Genomic DNA, 17,569 nt, shown 5'->3' with positions numbered 1-17,569 from the left:
CAGAGGCAGTAGTGTGAAGGGATGTTATACAACGGCCAGTAATTTCATCAATATCTTCTCGTCCCTGGTTAACCCCGTAACTCCATCGGGCGTTTCAATTCCATCCAGCTCTTTCAGGTAGGCTTTCATCTTGTCCTCTTCGTACAGCCGGATGATGCCCGGGTGCACATAGTATTTTTTGCAAACGGTGCGCGTATTGCCGAGCCGCGTGCTCACATAATCAAGCGCCTGGTTGATGTTCTGTTTACACTGGGTCGTATTCTCATAAAGACCGATGTTTTTAAAGGCCCGCAACAGGTTAAGGCAACCCGCCCATGTTCTGAAGTCCTTGGCGGTGAAATCGCCCCCGCTGAATTCCTTGATGTACTGGTTTACCATACCCGAATCGATGGCGTGCGTGTTGCCATCGGCATCGTAGTACTGGAACAGCTCATCGCCGGGAATATCCCTGCATTGTTTTACCACGCGCGCCAGTCTTTTGTTTTTCAGCGATACCTCGTGATAGATGCCTTTTTTCCCTTTGAACGAAAAAGAAAGTGCGGCACCCTTAATGTCTACATGTTCATCGTGAAGCGTAGTCAACCCATGCGAGCCATTTTGTTTTTCGTATTCGGCATTGCCTATCCTTATGTAGGTGCGTTCCATGAGACTGATCACCGCAGCAATCACTTTTTTATCATTGAGTTCTTTCTGCTGCAGGTCGTTCTCCAGTTGCAAACGCAGTGCAGGCAATTGCTTGCCGAATTCGAGGAGCTTGTGAAATTTTGTCTCGTTCCGCAGCATGCCCCACAGTGGATGATAACGGTATTGCTTGCGGTTGCGCGCATCGAACCCGGTGGCCTGGATGTGGCCGTTGGCTTTGGTGCAGATCCATACCTTTTCCCAGGCCGGTGGAATGGCAAGCTTGCGTATGCGCTCAATTTCGTGTTTGTCTTTTACCGGGTTTGTACCCAGAACATAGGCAAAACCCTTGCCTTTGCGCAGGCGTTCAATACCTGGCTCTGTATCGTTAACATACACCAAACGAGCGGCAGCAGCGGTTTTGGCGTAGTCTTTTACAAGGTTGATGTGTTTTTTGTGACTCAGTTTTACCGTTTCCATGCAGCTTATTTTTGGGAAGCTTCTTTTTTCAGTTTGTTATACTTGTCGCGGTTGTTGTCTTCGGCCTCATCAATGGAGTGCGACCGGAAAATGTCTTTCTCTTTTTTCGACAACCGGGCAAGCGTTATGTAGAAACTCTTCAAGGTATTAAGCTCTTCGTCTGAAAGATCTTCAATGTTAACAAGGCGGTTGCTGGATCTTTCGTTCGTGGCGATCAGTTCATTCAGCTTGAGCTGGATGGCGGTGGTGTCTTTGTTCTGCGAATGCTGGATGATGAAAACCATTACAAAGGTGATGATCGTGGTACCGGTGTTGATCACCAGTTGCCAGGTATCGGAATAATGGAAGACGGGCCCCGTGACCAGCCATGCAAAGATCACGATCAATGCAAGCAGTACAGCAGTGGGGCTACCGGTTGCCCTCGTAACTCTGGTTGAAACTTTCTCGAACCAGCGGTTAAACCAGTTTTTCTTCTTGGATGTTGTTTTCATAACTCGTTCAGGGTTCTTTTGAACTCTATTAAAAAAGGCGGACCAGTGGATCGGATCGGTGCGTGCAGGAGAGAATTGCTGTGCTATGCCCCAAAACAAAAGCCCCGCAGGAGACAAATGCAACAGGAGGGTTGTTGTTGCGTATCGTTCCCACGGAGCTTTTACTATTATTGAAACGGTATCCTATGCAGGATCGATCCAATTATTTCTTCGCATCCTTGATCGCCTTGATCACATCAAGGTGTTTCTGGATCACAGGTAATTTTCCTGCGGCCCAGGCTTTCAGGTCAGGATCGTTTCCTTTTTCTGATTCGTCTTTCAGGGCCTTAACAGCGTCTTCATGCTCGTTCACCATCAGGTCAACATAAGCCTTGTCAAAGTCTGCACCTTTTTTAGCTGTGAGGTCGTTGAGCTTTTTCTGTTTGTCATCGCTCAATGCTGCTGGCAGGCTTATGTTTTTCTTTGCGGCCACATCCTTTAATTCTGCCGCGGCGCCGGTATGATCGTCTACCATCATCTTCGCAAAGTCTTTCACATTGGAAGCAATGGCGCTGGTAAGGGCCAGTTTAGACGATTCAATTTCAAGCATACCGCCATCCGCCAATGCAACGGCAAATTTGGTGTCGCCTTCAATGTTGGTTGAATCGAACTTCTGGTTGTTTTCTTCTTTTGCCACTTCTTTACTGTCTTTTTCGCCGCTGTCTCCGCAGGCAACAAATGTGAGCGCAGAGCAAACAAGCAGGCCGGCTAATACTTTTTTCATGATTAATTTGTTTGGTTTTTAATAAGGGTGTTGGGAATAAATGAATACACCGGAATACCCGGTGTTCATTGGCTCTTTTATTAAAATTTTATACCTGCCTATTTTGTAGAAGATAATACTCCAGCCGGGAAATAAACATTTCTTTAGGATTTTCACTAAACTTTTGGGCGAGAAGGGCATCATAGTTGTTTGTTCCCGGTCGAAACAAAGAGGATGCGCATGAAACTATACAAACAGGTAGACAATAAAGTAGAGCTATGCATACTTCCCAGGATGGAAGCCGAGGTGAACAAGTTATTTGCGCACGAGGTAAAGACCGGCTCACGCAAGGAACTGCCCGATGGCAGGATCCACCTGGTTTTTGAGGTAGCGCCTGAAAAGGCCAACCTCCTGCTGAACCTCGGTTTCCAGGCAGTGAACATCAACCGCGAACAGTAAAGAGCGGGCCATGGCAGGTTCAAGGCCGGGGAAGATCAAAAGCCAAGGTTTAAAAGACGGCGGAAAACAAGAGGTTTGTTTTCCTTATCTTTAGCTGATTATTAAAAATGAAGACGAACCTTATTTTCGTTGTAGACGACGACATGGATGACCTGATGCTTTTCCAGGATGCCATGAATGAAATAGATTCCCAGATAAAGATCGAGACTGCCGGCAACGGCGTTGATGCCATCAAAAAATTGACCCAGGGCCTGATCTCGCAGCCCGACTATATTTTCATAGACCTGAACATGCCTTTGATGAATGGGATACAGTGCCTGCAGGAGATCAAGAAAATGCCTGCCTATTCAAGCATCCCCGTCATCATCTATTCAACTTCTTCTTACGAACGGGACATATTACAAACGATCAATAGTGGGGCCTTTCATTACATCGTTAAACCGTTCAGCTTCCAGGAGCTTTGCGAGAAACTGAAAAAGGTGCTCGCCATGCCTAAATAATAAAAAGCATGCTTCTGTGTAATTAATTCTACAAAAATCCGGAAGCGATTAATATATTTTATAAAAAAATCATATCACACACTCCAAAGGGCTTTCAAAAGCCCTTTTTTCATTGGTTTTAAGGTCATATATATAGATACAAACTGGTATAGTTTTTTCTTAAAAAGGGAAGGTGAACGCTTGCCCCAACCCTACAATATGCAGAAAATTCTAATCATAGATGACGACAAAGACCTCTGTTTCTTACTGAATCAGTTCCTCTGTCGAAAAGGGTACGAGGTAACAGTTAAATATTCCGGCGAAGAAGCGCTTGAATACCTGCAGCATGCAAGGCCCGACCTGATCATTTGTGATCTGCGTTTGGAAGACATCGATGGCATCACTTTGCTTGGCAAGGTGAAACAAAAATACACAGACCTGCCCGTGATCATCATCACCGGGCATTCCGACATCAAAACATCGGCCCTTGCCCTGAAGCAGGGTGCATTCGATTACGTGGTAAAGCCGCTGGTAACGGAGCAGATATTGCTCACCATTCATGAGGCGCTGAGCAATAAGAAAGAAGGACAGGCCTCTGCCAACATACAGATGGCCGACAAGCAGGCCGGCGAATATTTTTTCTGGGGCGATACCGAGTCGTTCAGGATGCTCAACAAACAGGTACAACTGGTTGGGCCAACGGACCACAGCGTGATCATTTACGGGGAAGATGGAACCGGCAAGAAATCCATCGCCAACGAAATACACAAGAAAAGCAAACGCAGCCAGCAACCATTTGTAGTGGTGAAAGCGGGCGCGCTGCTCAAAGACAATGCGCTGGAAGAAGTGTTTGGATCGGAAACCACCGCGGCGAACGGGGAGAAAGAAACGCATAAGGGCGTGCTGGAGCAGGCAAACGGCGGCACCTTATTCATCGTAGAGGCGCAGTTGTTGCCGCTGGAGGTGCAGGAAAAACTGCTGCAGGTGATCCGGAGAAAAAGAATGCGCAGGGTAGGAGGCACAAAAGACATAAACGTGGATGTGCGTGTGATCATCTCCAGCAACAATATATTATGGAGCGCAACCCGCAATGGGAAATTCAGGGAGGACCTATACCACAAGCTGAACGATTTCAACATCGTGATCGCGCCCCTGCGGCAGCGCAGGGAAGACATACCGGTACTGGCCGATCATTTCCTGAAACTCTACAACGAGATCTTTAGTAAATCGATCAAAGGATTTACAACCGAAGCATATTCTGTTTTGAAGAATTACGATTGGCACGACAACATACGTGAGTTGAAAAATGTGATCAAGAAAGTGGTACTCCTGAACAAAGACGCCCACATTGGCGTGGAGAGCCTGCCCGCTGAGCTAGTGAACCAAAGCGTTCCGGTAAATGCAAACCCGGAAGAACAATTGTAAAAAAATGTTGCCGCTGCAGCAGTAAACTACTGCTGAACGATCAGGTACAAATGACCGGAATTAATAAGTACATCAGGAAAAGAAAAATTTATGAAAGCATTTCAGGGGAAAAATGATACAAAAGACATTTTTGAAATGCTTCCACAGGCGCTCGCGGCGATAAAGAAAAACATCATCAGTCCTTTTCTCAGCGAAAGTTTGCTGGAGCGTTACTCCAATGAGCTCCCCCCGCTGCGCGCAGAATTGTTCAGCGCGGAGCAGATCGAAGAGTATGCCAGGAAACTGGCAAAGAGCCACACCCTTATCACAGAACATCCTTCGGAACAGTTACTGAAAAGGCTCGCCAGCAATGAAGATGCATTGGTTGATGTGCACAGCCTTCTCACCCAAAGCGTGAAAGACAACCAACGGATCACACCCGCCGGGGAATGGTTGCTCGATAATTTTTACCTCATCGAAGAACAGATCTATACAGGTAAAAAACATTTACCCAAAGGATACAGTAAGGGACTGCCGCAACTTAAAAAAGGAAGTTCAACCGGGCTGCCACGCGTGTACGATATCGCGGTAGAGATCATCTCGCACAGCGACGGACGTGTTGACCTCGCGAGCCTCACCGGTTTTATTACGGCGTACCAGTCTGTAACACCACTCAAACTTGGCGAACTGTGGGCCGTGCCCATTATGCTGCGTTTGGCATTGATTGAGAACCTTCGTCGTTTGGCTACACAGATTGCCATCGACATGACGTATAAAAAACTGGCGGAATACTGGGCCGATGAAATGATCCGCACCGCGGAGGAAGATCCTAAAAACCTGGTGGTGGTCATTGCCGATATGGCCCGCTCCAAACCACCGATGGTGGGGCCATTTGTTGCAGAGCTCACCAGGAAACTGCAGGGCAAAGGCTCTGCATTGTCGCTCCCTTTAACATGGATAGAACAACATGTTTCCGAAACAGGAATATCGAGCAACGAACTGGTGGGTCTCGAAAACCAGAAACAGGCATCCGACCAGGTGTCTATCAGCAACAGCATCAGCAGCCTGCGTTTCCTGGGGGCGAACGACTGGAGGGATTTTGTGGAAGCAACAAGTGTTGTGGAACACATACTCGTACAGGACCCTGCCGGTGTGTATTCGGCAATGGATTTTTTCACGCGCGACCGCTATCGCCACGCAGTGGAAAAGATTGCAAAGGGAAGTTGCTACGCAGAAGAAGACATCGCCGCACGCGCCGTGCAACTGGCGAAGGAAGGGGTTGAAAGGAACGATGTGGATGAAAGAACAAAACATGTGGGCTACTATCTTGTAGACAAAGGCGCCTACATCCTCGAGAAGTATGCGGGAATGAAGCATTCGTTCCGCGATAGTTTAAAAAGAATTTTCAACAGGATCCCATTGATCACCTATGTGGGTTCGATACTCGCACTGACCGCACTGCTCAGCTGGCCCCTGCTAAACAACGCGCATTCGGAAAGCATCGATACATGGCAATACATCCTTGCTTCCCTGCTGATCGTTGTGGGAACGAGCCAGCTTGCGCTTCATTTTACCAACTGGATCGCAACGCTGATCGTAAAGCCGTCGCTGCTGCCACGTTTGAATTTTTCAAAAGGCATTCCCGAAACAGAAGCAACAATGGTTGTGATACCAACGATGCTGGGCAATATGGCAGACATCGATCACCTGCTTGAATCGCTCGAAGTACGCTTCCTTGCCAACCGCGATGCGCATTTGTATTTTGCATTACTCACAGATTTCAAGGACGCAAAAGAAGAGACCCTTCCTACAGATGCGCTGCTGATGCAGGAGGCAGAGGACCGCATCATTGAACTGAATAAAAAATACGGGAGTGAGAACAACGGGTTCTTTTACCTTTTCCATCGCCCGAGAAAATACAACCCCAACGACAAGATATGGATGGGTTATGAAAGAAAACGCGGCAAGCTTGCAGAACTGAATGGTTTGCTGCGCGGGCATGGGCGCGATAATTTTTCATTGATCGTTGGGGACGAAACGGTTTTCCCAACCATCAAATACATCATTACGCTCGATACCGATACAAAACTTCCACGCGATACTGCTTGGAAAATGATCGGAACACTGGCGCACCCTTTGAACCGCGCCATTTACCCGGAAAAGAAACAACGCATCGTGCATGGATATACCATCCTCCAGCCGCGTGTATCCAACAGCTTGCCCGCACCGGGCAGCTCGCTGTATGCACGCATTCATGGAAACGAGCCCGGCACCGATCCGTATACACGCGTAATCTCAGATGTGTACCAGGATCTTTTCCAGGAAGGATCGTTCATAGGCAAGGGTATTTATGAGATCGATGCATTTGAGCGTGTGCTCAGCAACCGCTTTCCCGATAACAGGATTTTGAGCCACGACCTGCTCGAAGGTTGTTATTCACGTTCGGGCCTGGTCAGCGATGTGCAGTTGTATGAAGAATACCCTTCTTCGTATGCTGCAGATATGCAGCGCCGGCACCGCTGGATCCGTGGCGACTGGCAGATCGCGAACTGGTTCCTTCCTTTTGTTCCAAAACGGGAAAAAGGCCTGGTTGCCAACCCGCTTTCGGCCCTGTCGAAATGGAAGATCTTCGACAACCTCCGCAGGAGCCTTGTGCCCTTGGCGCTGACCCTGTTATTGCTTTACGGGTGGCTGTTCTCGAATGCGGCATGGTTCTGGACGCTGGCCGTACTCTTCATCATTGGTTTGCCCGCTGCTGTGATCCTTTGCTGGAACCTGATCTGGAAGCCGAAAGATGTGATCTTTATGCAACACCTGATCTACACGGTTAAAGCGGCAAAAGATCATTTCACCCAACATGCCATCGATTTTATTTTTCTTCCTTACGAAGCGTTCACCAATCTCGATGCTATTCTCCGCACCGCGTGGCGCATGTGGTTCTCTCATAAAAAATTACTGGAGTGGAACCCTTCAGGCTCCGCGCCAAAGACAAACGGCATTGCGGGTTCTGTAAAGAAAATGTGGTTTGTGCCCCTGCTGGCAATGGTGCTGTTCTTTTACTTTACCACGTATGCACCACTCGTCCTCTTTTCAGCCCTTCCAGTTTTGATATTGTGGTTCATTTCCCCATTCATTTCATGGTGGATCAGCATGACGAGCGCCGTAAAGAATGCGAAACTGTCTGATGAGCACGAGATCTTTCTTCACAAACTCTCACGCAAAACATGGGCATTCTTTGAGCGTTTTATGGGGGAGGAAGACAACTGGCTGCCGCCGGATAACTACCAGGAAGAACCCGTTGAAAGGATCGCGCACCGCACATCGCCTACCAATATGGGACTGGTTCTGCTGTCCAATTTATCGGCCTATGATTTCCGGTACATTACCGCATCGCAGTTCCTGGAGCGTACCACCAATACCATATCTACCATGCAAAGGATGGAGCGATACCGCGGGCATTTTTACAACTGGTACGATACCGTAACGCTGCAACCCCCGCATCCAAGATATATTTCAACGGTAGACAGCGGCAACCTGGCCGGGCACCTGCTCACGCTTAAACAGGGGTTGATCGCATTGCCGCATGAGAAGATCATTCATTCGGATGTGTTTGATGGCATACTCGATACCGCCCGTGTGCTGGCTGAAAAAGCGCCTGGTAACCTGCATGCAGAGCGCTTGCGCGATGAGATCGTTCATCTTTGTGCCAACAAACCGAAAGGGTTGATCGCCATCAAATTTTTGCTCGACAAGTTATTGAGCGCATGCAACCACATGTCGTTCGAAATAAAACCCGATAACGAGGACCCGGCGTATGAATGGTTACAAAAAATTACCAGTCATATCCAGACAACGATCAACGATCTTGTTTCGTTCCTTCCCTGGCTGCTCATTGCCGTGCCTGCCAAGTTCTCCGATGCATTCTCGCTGATCTCTGTGGCGCCTACTTTTTATGAGCTTGCCAAGATCGAAGAGTTTTTATTGCCGCGCATCAGCAGTTTCTACAAGGAAGAAAACACGAAAGAAGAAGAGCAGTGGCTGGACCAGTTCAGGATACACCTGATACAGGGCAGCCAGCGCGCGAAAGAATTTATTCTTATCACCCAGCGGCTCACACAGCAGTGTATAGAGCTGTCTACCATGGATTATGATTTCCTGTACGACAGGTCGCAGCACCTCCTGTCTATAGGCTATAACCTCGAGGAGCAGAAAAAAGACAACAGTTATTACGATCTCCTCGCTTCTGAAGCGCGGCTCACCACCTTCGTTGGTATTGCGCAGGGAAAACTGCCGCAGGAGAGCTGGTTCGCATTGGGCAGGCAGCTCACCAACGCAGGCACAACGCCGTTGCTGCTTTCCTGGAGCGGCTCGATGTTCGAGTACCTGATGCCGATGCTCGTGATGCCGAGCTATGAGAACACGTTGCTCGACGAAACCACAAAAGGCATTGTAGAAAAACAAATAGAATACGGAAGAAAACGCGGTGTGCCATGGGGCATCTCTGAATCGGGATACAACCTTGTGGATGCAAACCTGAATTACCAGTACCATGCATTCGGCGTTCCCGGAACGGGCTTCAAACGAGGGCTGGGCGAGGACCTGGTGATCGCACCGTATGCAACAGAAATGTCGCTGATGGTAAACCCCACCGAGGCCTGCCGCAATCTCAAGGTTCTGCAAAAAGAAGGCTTTGAGGGCGACTATGGTTTTTACGAAGCAGTAGACTATACACAAAGCCGTTTGCCGCGCCGCCAGAGCAATGTGGTCGTCCGTTCATACATGGTGCACCACAAAGGAATGGGTTTCCTCGCGATGGCCTATTGCCTGCTGGATCAGCCGATGCAGAAACGGTTTGAGGCCGAAGTACAGTTCAAGGCAACTTTGCTGATACTGCAGGAACGGGTACCGCGCATCACCAGCTTCTACTCACCAATGGTGCATATTGCAGATGCGGGCATCAGCGCGGGATCCGATACCTCGATGCGGGTAATTACCACGCCGCATACTCCGGTGCCGGAAGTACAGCTTTTATCGAACGGAAGGTTTCATTCTATGGTTACCAATGCAGGCGGCGGTTACAGCCGATGGAAAGACATCGCCGTTACGCGCTGGCGCGAAGATGCAACCTGCGACAACTGGGGCACATTCTGTTTCATCCGGGACCTGGATACGAACCTGAGCTGGTCAACGGCCTATCAGCCTACTTTAAAACAAGGCGATAATTACGAGGCCGTGTTCTCGCAGGGTCGCGCAGAGTTCCGCCGCCGCGATCATTCCATTGAAACGCACACCGAAGTTGTTGTTTCACCCGAAGACGATGTTGAGCTGCGCCGCGTACACATCACCAACCGCTCACGCAAACGCATGACGATAGAGGTGACCAGCTATGCGGAAGTAGTGCTGGCGCCCGAAGCGGCCGATTCCTCGCACCCGGCCTTCAGCAATCTTTTTGTTCAGACGGAGATCGTGCCGCAAAGACAGGCCATCGTTTGCACCAGGCGCCCGCGTTCCGCAGGCGCGCAGATGCCGTGGATGTTTCACCTGATGAAAGTGCACGATGCGGAAGTGATCAATGTTGCCTATGAAACCGACAGGTCAAAATTCATTGGCCGCGGCAATTCAATCCATCACCCGATAAGCATCGATAAAAAAGAACCGCTCAGCGGAACGGCAGGGTTTGTGCTCGACCCGGTTGTTGCCATACAATACAGAATTGTGATCGAGCCGCAGCAGACAACCACGATCGACATGCTGATCGGCGTAGGTGAAACAAAAGAGATCTGCGATGGTATGGTGGAAAAATACCAGGACCGCCACATGGCCAACCGCGCACTGGAGCTGGCATGGACGCACAGCCAGGTGATCCTCCGCCAGATCGACGCGAGGGAAGAAGAGGCGCAGTTGTATGGGCGCCTGGCAAGCTCGATCATCTTTATGAACCCGGCGATGCGCATCGATCCCGCCATCATCCTGAAAAACCACCGGGGCCAGTCCGGCCTGTGGGGCTATGCCATTTCAGGTGATGTGCCGATCGTATTGCTGCAGATCGAAGACTCATCAAATATTGAACTTGCACAGCAGATGATACAGGCGCATGCCTACTGGCGCCTGAAAGGATTGATCGTTGACCTGGTGATCTGGAACGAGGACCATGGCGGATACCGGCAAACCCTGCAAAACCAGTTGCTGGGATTGATCGCCTCAGGCATCTCTGCAAATGTGAAAGAACAACCGGGTGGAATTTTTATAAGGTCCGCGGACCAGGTGTCGAACGAGGATCGCATCCTTTTCCAAACCGTTGCACGCATCGTTATTTCCGGAAGCAACGGTACGCTGGAAGAGCAGGTGAACAGGAGAAGCAAGCTGAAAGGACTGATCCCTTATTTCAGTCCAACCAAATTCCACGCAACCGTTGCCACAACAGTTGAGCCGCCTAAGGATCTTTTGTTCTTCAACGGTACCGGTGGTTTTTCAAAAGACGGCAAAGAATACATCATCACCACCACACCAAACAAACGAACACCCGCGCCATGGATCAATGTGCTGGCCAATCCGCATTTCGGAACCATCATTTCAGAAAGCGGGCAATCGTATACCTGGGTTGAGAACGCGCACGAGTTCCGGTTAACGCCATGGCAGAACGATCCTGTGAGCGACAAGGCTGGCGAAACATACTACCTGCGCGACGAAGAGAGCGGCCGTTTCTGGTCGCCGATGCCTTTGCCGCAAAGGGGTAAAGCGCCTTACATCACAAGACATGGTTTTGGATACAGTGTGTTCGAGTACAGCGAAGACGGCATCTATTCAACGGTAACCGTATTTGTTGATACCAACGACAGCATCAAGTTCATTGCGCTCAAACTGAACAACCAATCGGGCCGCCCGAGAAGGTTATCGGCCACGGGTTATATGGAGTGGGTGTTGGGAGACCTGAAATCGAAATACCAGATGCACGTGATCACGGAAGTTGACGCGGGCACCGGCGCCATACTTGCAAAGAACGATTACAACACGGCGCTCGAAAACCGCGTGGCGTTTTTTGATGTGAGTGAGACCAACCGTTTTTACACAGCAGACAGAACGGAATTCATTGGCCGCAACGGCACGCTTGCCAACCCGGAAGGCATGAACAAAGCAAGGCTCTCTGGTAAAACAGGCGCGGGGCTCGATCCTTGCGCGGTGCTCCAGGTTGTGTTCGACCTGCAGGAAGATGGAGAGAAAGAGATCGTGTTCCGTTTGGGAACAGGCAGGGACGCAAACGATGCAAAAGCGCTGATCAAAAAATACAAGGACGGCAATGCAGTAACCAATGTATTGGCAAGGGTAAAAGAATACTGGAACAAAACATTGAACGTAGTACAGATAGAAACACCTGACCCGGCACTCAATGTGCTGGCAAACGGGTGGCTGATCTACCAGACCAATGCCTGCAGAATATGGGGCAGAAGCGGGTTTTACCAATCGGGTGGTGCATTCGGGTACCGCGACCAGTTACAGGATATGCTGGCGCTGCTGCACTCACATCCAGACCTTGTGCGCGAGCATATTTTGTTGTGCGCCTCAAGGCAATTCAAAGAAGGTGATGTGCAACACTGGTGGCACCCGCCAGCAGGCCGTGGCGTTCGAACCACCTGCTCGGATGATTTTCTCTGGCTGGCCTTCGTAACGGCACGCTACGTGACTGCCACCGGGGACACGGGCATACTCGATGCTTCTGCAAATTACCTCGAGGGAAGGTTGCTGAATGTGGATGAGGAATCGTATTACGACCTTCCCATTCGTTCAGACCAGTCTTCAACCCTTTACGAACACTGCATACGCGCAATAGAAAACGGCATGCGCTATGGCGTACACGGATTGCCGTTAATGGGATCGGGCGACTGGAACGATGGAATGGACAAAGTAGGGGAGCATGGCAAGGGAGAAAGCGTATGGCTCGCCTTTTTCCTGTACGATATACTCAAACGCTTCAGCGTGCTGGCAAAAATAAAAGGCGACGATGCGTTTGTAGAAAAATGCAGCAACACCGCCCATGCACTTAAGAAGAGCATTGAAGAACATGCATGGGATGGCAACTGGTACCGCAGGGCCTACTTCGATGATGGAACTCCATTGGGATCCGTGCAGAACGATGAGTGCCGCATCGATTCATTGCCACAGAGCTGGTCGGTATTATCGGGTGCGGGCGACGAGGAACGTTCTGCAACCGCGATGGCATCGGCAGAAAAATACCTGGTAAAAAAAGACATGGGCATCATCCAGCTTTTTGATCCACCGTTTGACAAATCAGGAATGAACCCGGGATACATCAAAGGGTACGTACCCGGTGTTCGCGAAAACGGGGGACAATATACGCATGCTGCCATATGGCTCACGATGGCCTTTGCAAAAATGGGTAACCGTGAGCGTGCATGGGAACTGATCCGGATGATCAACCCGATCAACCACTCGCTCGATGATGCGAACATGCATACCTATAAGGTTGAACCTTACGTGGTGGCAGCAGACGTGTATGGCGTTGCCCAGCACAAAGGACGCGGTGGCTGGACCTGGTATACGGGTTCCGCAGGATGGATGTACCAACTTGTGATCGAGCATTTCATAGGGCTGAACAAAGAGGGAGACCAATTGTATTTTGCCCCATCGGTACCCGAGAACTGGGGACCGTTCAAGGTGAAGTATAAGTACATGGATACGCAGTACGAAATCACAGTGCACCCCGGAAAAAAAGAAAGCCGGATCGTGCTTGATGGCGTTACACAAGACACCGCCAGGATCACGCTGGTGAACGATGGGCAAACGCATACGGTAGAAATGATACAGGATTAGCGGGCATAGGATTTGTATTGGTATTGTTAATTACTAATCCATAAAACCTCCAAACTATGAAAACAGTAGTACCAGTTGCCAGCGCACTTTTGTTGTTTCTCATCGTAATGTTGCTCCCGGGTTGTTCCGCTATTGCAGGTATTTTCAAAGCGGGCGTTTGGGCAGGGATCGCTTTGGTAGGAGTGGTGTTGCTGCTCGTGATATTTTTATTCAGCAGGAAGAAATAAATGATTTCGCGGGAACAATCATTGTTCCCGCGATCAAACATAAACAAACGGGTAAGAAACGAAGTTTTCCAAATGACTTTCCTAAATGTTGCTACCGTTGATACGGTACTGCATCCAGGCCAGGCACCAGGCAAACTCCTTTCTTACCCGTTTATTTATTGGTAATCTTGTTAACGCTTTTTGTTGGGCAGGAAGATAGTGAAGCTTGCCCCATCCCCCGGCTTGCTTTCTGCTTTGATGTAGCCCTCGTGGTTGTCCACTATTTTCTTGCAGATGGCCAGGCCGATACCGGTGCCGTCGTATTCAGAGCCAGACAGGCGCTGGAAAATACCAAAGATCTTTTCCTTGTACTGTTCGTCAAAGCCAATACCGTTGTCGGATAATCTTATGCAGACAAACGCTTTCGGATCAATGCCGAATTGTTGTGCATCTTCCTCGCCGATCTCTTCGTGGCTGATATGGATCACCGGCGCACCTGAATTGTTGAACTTGATCGAGTTGGAGATCAGGTTCTGGAAAAGCTGGTGGATCTGCCCGGGAATCGCCTGTATCACAGGCAGGTCGTGCATCTCTATCTTTACATTCTTTTCCTTGATCGATACATCCAGGTCGTCTATAATGTTGGTGATGATCTCCTCTACATTTACCGGCTCGTAAGGTATATCGCTGTTGGATAATTTTGACAGGGTCAATATGTCCTGGATCAAAACCTGCATCCTGTTGGCCGAGCGTATGATCTTCTCGAGGTAGTTGCTGTCTTTGCTGTCGATCTTGTCTTTGATGTTCTCATGCAACAAATTTCCAAAGGTCTGAATCTTACGCAGCGGTTCTTTCAGATCGTGAGAGGCAACGGACGCAAATTGCAGGAGGTCAAAATTCGATTGCTCCAGTTGCGAGTTGATCTGGTTCAACTCATTGGAGGCTCTCTGCAGTTTGCTGTACGATTCTTTTGCCTGCGAAATATTGGTAAACGTGGTTACCACGCCTTCAAACATCTTTACCGCACTTACCTCCAGCCACACATTGCTTTGTTCGTTGAAGCATTCAAAATTGAAGATCCGGTTGCTTTCCTTCGCCTGTAATAAACTGTTGAAATGCGGGGCCAGCATTTTGGGGAAATCAGCGATCCATTTTTTTCCAACAATGGCTTCCTGCGAGTAGCCAAGAAACTCCTTACAGGTGTTGTTTCCGGAAATAAATTCGAAATCGATGACATCGCCTTTTTTATTGGTAACCGGCCGCAGCGCTGTAATGGCGCTGGTGGATGCGTTGAAGATCGCTTCGATCAAACTGTTCAGGCGTTTTGATTCGGTTACATTGCTGAAACTGATCACAACACCATCCGCAACTTTATCCTGTTTGATATACGGCGCGATACGCATCAGGTAGATCGCCCCGTTTTCTGTTTTGATCTCTTTTTCGATAGGTGCATCGGTTTTTAACACCTTCCTGATATCGTTGATGAAATCGGTGTTCTGGAAATTGATTGAAATATCCGTGATCGACCGGCCAATGTCGGACTCGATCAGGTTTACCTGCCGTGTAGCAACAGGTGAGAACTTTTTGATGATCATGTTCCTGTCGATCAGGATCTGCCCAACTTCCGTATTGCGGAAGTAATTGTTCATGTCATCATTGAGTTCGATCAGCTCTTTGATCTTTAACTGGTGCTCCGCATTTACCGTATGCAATTCCTCGTTCAGCGATTGCAGCTCTTCATTGGTGCTCTGCAGCTCTTCGTTGGATGAAATGATCTCTTCGTTGCTCGACTGCAATTCTTCATTTGCCGATTCCACTTCCTCGATCACGGCCTGCAGGTTTTCTTTTGTATTGCGCAGTTCTTCTTCCAGCTCCTGGTAACTGGCCACAAGCGATTCATCAATGCCGTCTTTGTTCACGAAGGACTGGCGTTGTTCCGCCGGTTCTTCATTCAGTATGATAAATATGAACGGCTGCGTGTACGTTTGCTGGGATAGATAAGGTTTGATGATCGCGTTTATAAACCTTACCCGGTGTTTCTCCGTAACGCGCACTTTTTTAAGCACCACTTTCTCATCGTTGGTGATGGCCTTGCGGATGGCGGTGTTCAGCATGATGGACAGATCGGAGGGAACCAACCGAAGCAAATTGAAATTGAAGTTGCCTTCCGGGAAATTGATAAAATTCTTAAAGTTGCCGATCGCCTGTTTAACTTCAAACTCTTTGTCTATGTAGATGCCCGCATAGTTTTGCTCTTCAAATAATGTTTCTTTGAAAATGTCCGCTATATTGTGCAGCGCATTTTTCGATTTCGCTTTAATTGAGATGCCTGGGTGCGGCACAACTCTTTCTGCCGGGTTCAGGAAAGTATCATGATCGCCGGGTTTTGGTTTGGCCGTACATTGGTAGATCTTCCATTTCTTATCGATCTCTTTGACCGAATCCTTCAGCATGCCAACATTCTCACTCGGGCCAAGGAAAAGGTAACCTGTCTCGTTCACCGCGAAATGAAATTTCTTGAGCACGTTTTTCTGCAGTGTCGGGTTCATATAGATCAACATGTTCCGGCACACAAGCAGGTCTATCTTGCTGAAGGGGGGATCCCTCAAAATATTATGTTTGGCAAACACCACCATCTTACGCAGCGATGATGTTACCCTGTATGAATCCCCTTCTTTGTTGAAGAAACGTTTGCAACGGTCCTCGCTCATGTCTTTCATGGATGCAGCGGAATACACCCCTTTTGCCGCAAAATCTATCGACTCCTGGTGAATATCGGTTGCAAATATTTTTACCTCCCTGTCGTAATGCTGCGCCATCTGCATGTGCTCCTGGAAAAGTATGGCGAGCGAATAAGCCTCCTCGCCTGAGCTACAGCCCACCGACCATACCTTGATCGGGTCCGTACGCTTGTTGTCTACCAGCATCGGGATCACTTTCTGTTTGATCAAGGCATACGCCTCTTCATCCCTGAAGAACTTTGTAACATTGATCAGGAACTCTTTCGAAAGGGCGGTTACTTCCGCCGGTTCTTTTTTCAGGTAATTGTAATACTCCGAAAGCGTTGTAAAACCACGTTCCGCCATTCTTTTGGTGAGGCGGCGGTTGATGGTGGGGCGTTTGTAATGGCTGAAATCGTGCGAGGTCACATCGTAGATCAGGTCCATGATGTCTGCAAGTATGGCTTCTTCCTGGCGGTTGAGGGTATTGAATGTTTTGGCCAGGGGAGACTCTTTCAGGAAATCGATCAGCTCGTCTGCAATGATCTCGGGCGGAAGGATCAGGTCTGCGTGCCCCGTAGCGATTGCGCTGTTGGGCATCCCGTCGAATTCGGCGGTGAGTGGGTCCTGTACAACAACGGTACCTCCATGATCCTTTATGTGCGCGATGCCTTTAGTGCCATCGGTGCCGGTGCCCGATAAGATCACGCCGATCGCTTTCTCCGCTTTGTCTTTGGCGAGCGATTCAAAAAAGATATCGATGGCGTTGTTAGGGATGTTTGCCTTTATTTTTTCTTCGAGTTTGATGCGTCCATGCTGGATCGTCATTGTTTTCTTCGAAGGAAGAAGGTAAACGCAGTTGGGAGAAACCAGCGCGTTGTTTTCGGCTTCTGCCACCGTCATTGAAGTGTGTTTCGACAGCAGCTCGCCCATCAGGCTTTTGTAATCGGGCGATAGATGCTGGATGATGATGTATGCAAAATTGGTATTCTCCGGGATGTTGTCAAATAATTCGTTGATGGCTTCGAGCCCCCCGGCGGAGGCGCCTATTCCGACAACGTAGAGATTGTCTGTGGTACCAGTAACCTGATCTTTTTTTGCTGCGGCCATAATCTCTAATAAAACGGCTTAATGGGTG

9 protein-coding genes are annotated in these 17,569 nt (G+C 49.0%); 5 read left to right on the top strand and 4 right to left on the bottom strand.

Going from position 1 to position 17,569, the window contains the following annotated elements:
- Positions 1-24: 24 nt before the first annotated feature.
- From GWC95_RS11335 to GWC95_RS11325, 3 genes are all read right to left on the bottom strand, one after another.
- Positions 25-1,101, bottom strand: coding sequence for a DNA topoisomerase IB (locus GWC95_RS11335; protein ID WP_161818841.1), 1,077 nt, complete (start codon positions 1,099-1,101; stop codon positions 25-27).
- 5 nt (positions 1,102-1,106) lie between these two features.
- The gene (locus GWC95_RS11330) at positions 1,107-1,592 is read right to left on the bottom strand and encodes a low affinity iron permease family protein (RefSeq protein ID WP_161818840.1); all 486 of its coding nucleotides are present in this window, start codon (positions 1,590-1,592) and stop codon (positions 1,107-1,109) included.
- A 202-nt stretch (positions 1,593-1,794) separates the two neighbouring features.
- Positions 1,795-2,355 carry a DUF4142 domain-containing protein gene (locus tag GWC95_RS11325; RefSeq protein ID WP_161818839.1) on the bottom strand — a complete coding sequence of 187 codons (561 nt, stop codon included), beginning with the start codon at positions 2,353-2,355 and terminating at the stop codon, positions 1,795-1,797.
- A 219-nt stretch (positions 2,356-2,574) separates the two neighbouring features.
- Between GWC95_RS11325 and GWC95_RS11320 the strand changes: the two genes are divergently transcribed.
- The 5 genes from GWC95_RS11320 (at position 2,575) to GWC95_RS11300 (ending at position 13,732) form a co-directional block, all read left to right on the top strand.
- Positions 2,575-2,793, top strand: a complete 219-nt coding sequence (locus GWC95_RS11320; protein ID WP_161818838.1) for a hypothetical protein — start codon at positions 2,575-2,577, stop codon at positions 2,791-2,793.
- A 107-nt stretch (positions 2,794-2,900) separates the two neighbouring features.
- The gene (locus tag GWC95_RS11315) at positions 2,901-3,293 is read left to right on the top strand and encodes a response regulator (protein WP_161818837.1); all 393 of its coding nucleotides are present in this window, start codon (positions 2,901-2,903) and stop codon (positions 3,291-3,293) included.
- A 198-nt stretch (positions 3,294-3,491) separates the two neighbouring features.
- Positions 3,492-4,697 carry a sigma-54-dependent transcriptional regulator gene (locus GWC95_RS11310; RefSeq protein ID WP_161818836.1) on the top strand — a complete coding sequence of 402 codons (1,206 nt, stop codon included), beginning with the start codon at positions 3,492-3,494 and terminating at the stop codon, positions 4,695-4,697.
- Between the two features lie 90 nt (positions 4,698-4,787).
- Positions 4,788-13,505: a GH36-type glycosyl hydrolase domain-containing protein gene (locus tag GWC95_RS11305; RefSeq protein ID WP_237722143.1), complete on the top strand. Its 8,718-nt coding sequence runs from the start codon at positions 4,788-4,790 to the stop codon at positions 13,503-13,505.
- A gap of 56 nt (positions 13,506-13,561) precedes the next feature.
- Positions 13,562-13,732, top strand: a complete 171-nt coding sequence (locus GWC95_RS11300) for a phosphatidate cytidylyltransferase (RefSeq protein ID WP_161818835.1) — start codon at positions 13,562-13,564, stop codon at positions 13,730-13,732.
- A gap of 170 nt (positions 13,733-13,902) precedes the next feature.
- Here GWC95_RS11300 and GWC95_RS11295 read toward each other — a convergent pair whose 3' ends face one another.
- On the bottom strand, positions 13,903-17,541 hold the full coding sequence (locus tag GWC95_RS11295; RefSeq protein ID WP_161818834.1) for a chemotaxis protein CheB: 3,639 nt from the start codon (positions 17,539-17,541) through the stop codon (positions 13,903-13,905).
- Positions 17,542-17,569: the final 28 nt, after the last annotated feature.

It is taken from the genome of Sediminibacterium roseum (assembly GCF_009939005.1).
Classification (GTDB): Bacteria; Bacteroidota; Bacteroidia; order Chitinophagales; family Chitinophagaceae; genus Sediminibacterium; species Sediminibacterium roseum.
Note: the sequence above shows the minus strand (reverse complement) of the source record. Positions and strands in the feature narration are given on the sequence as shown.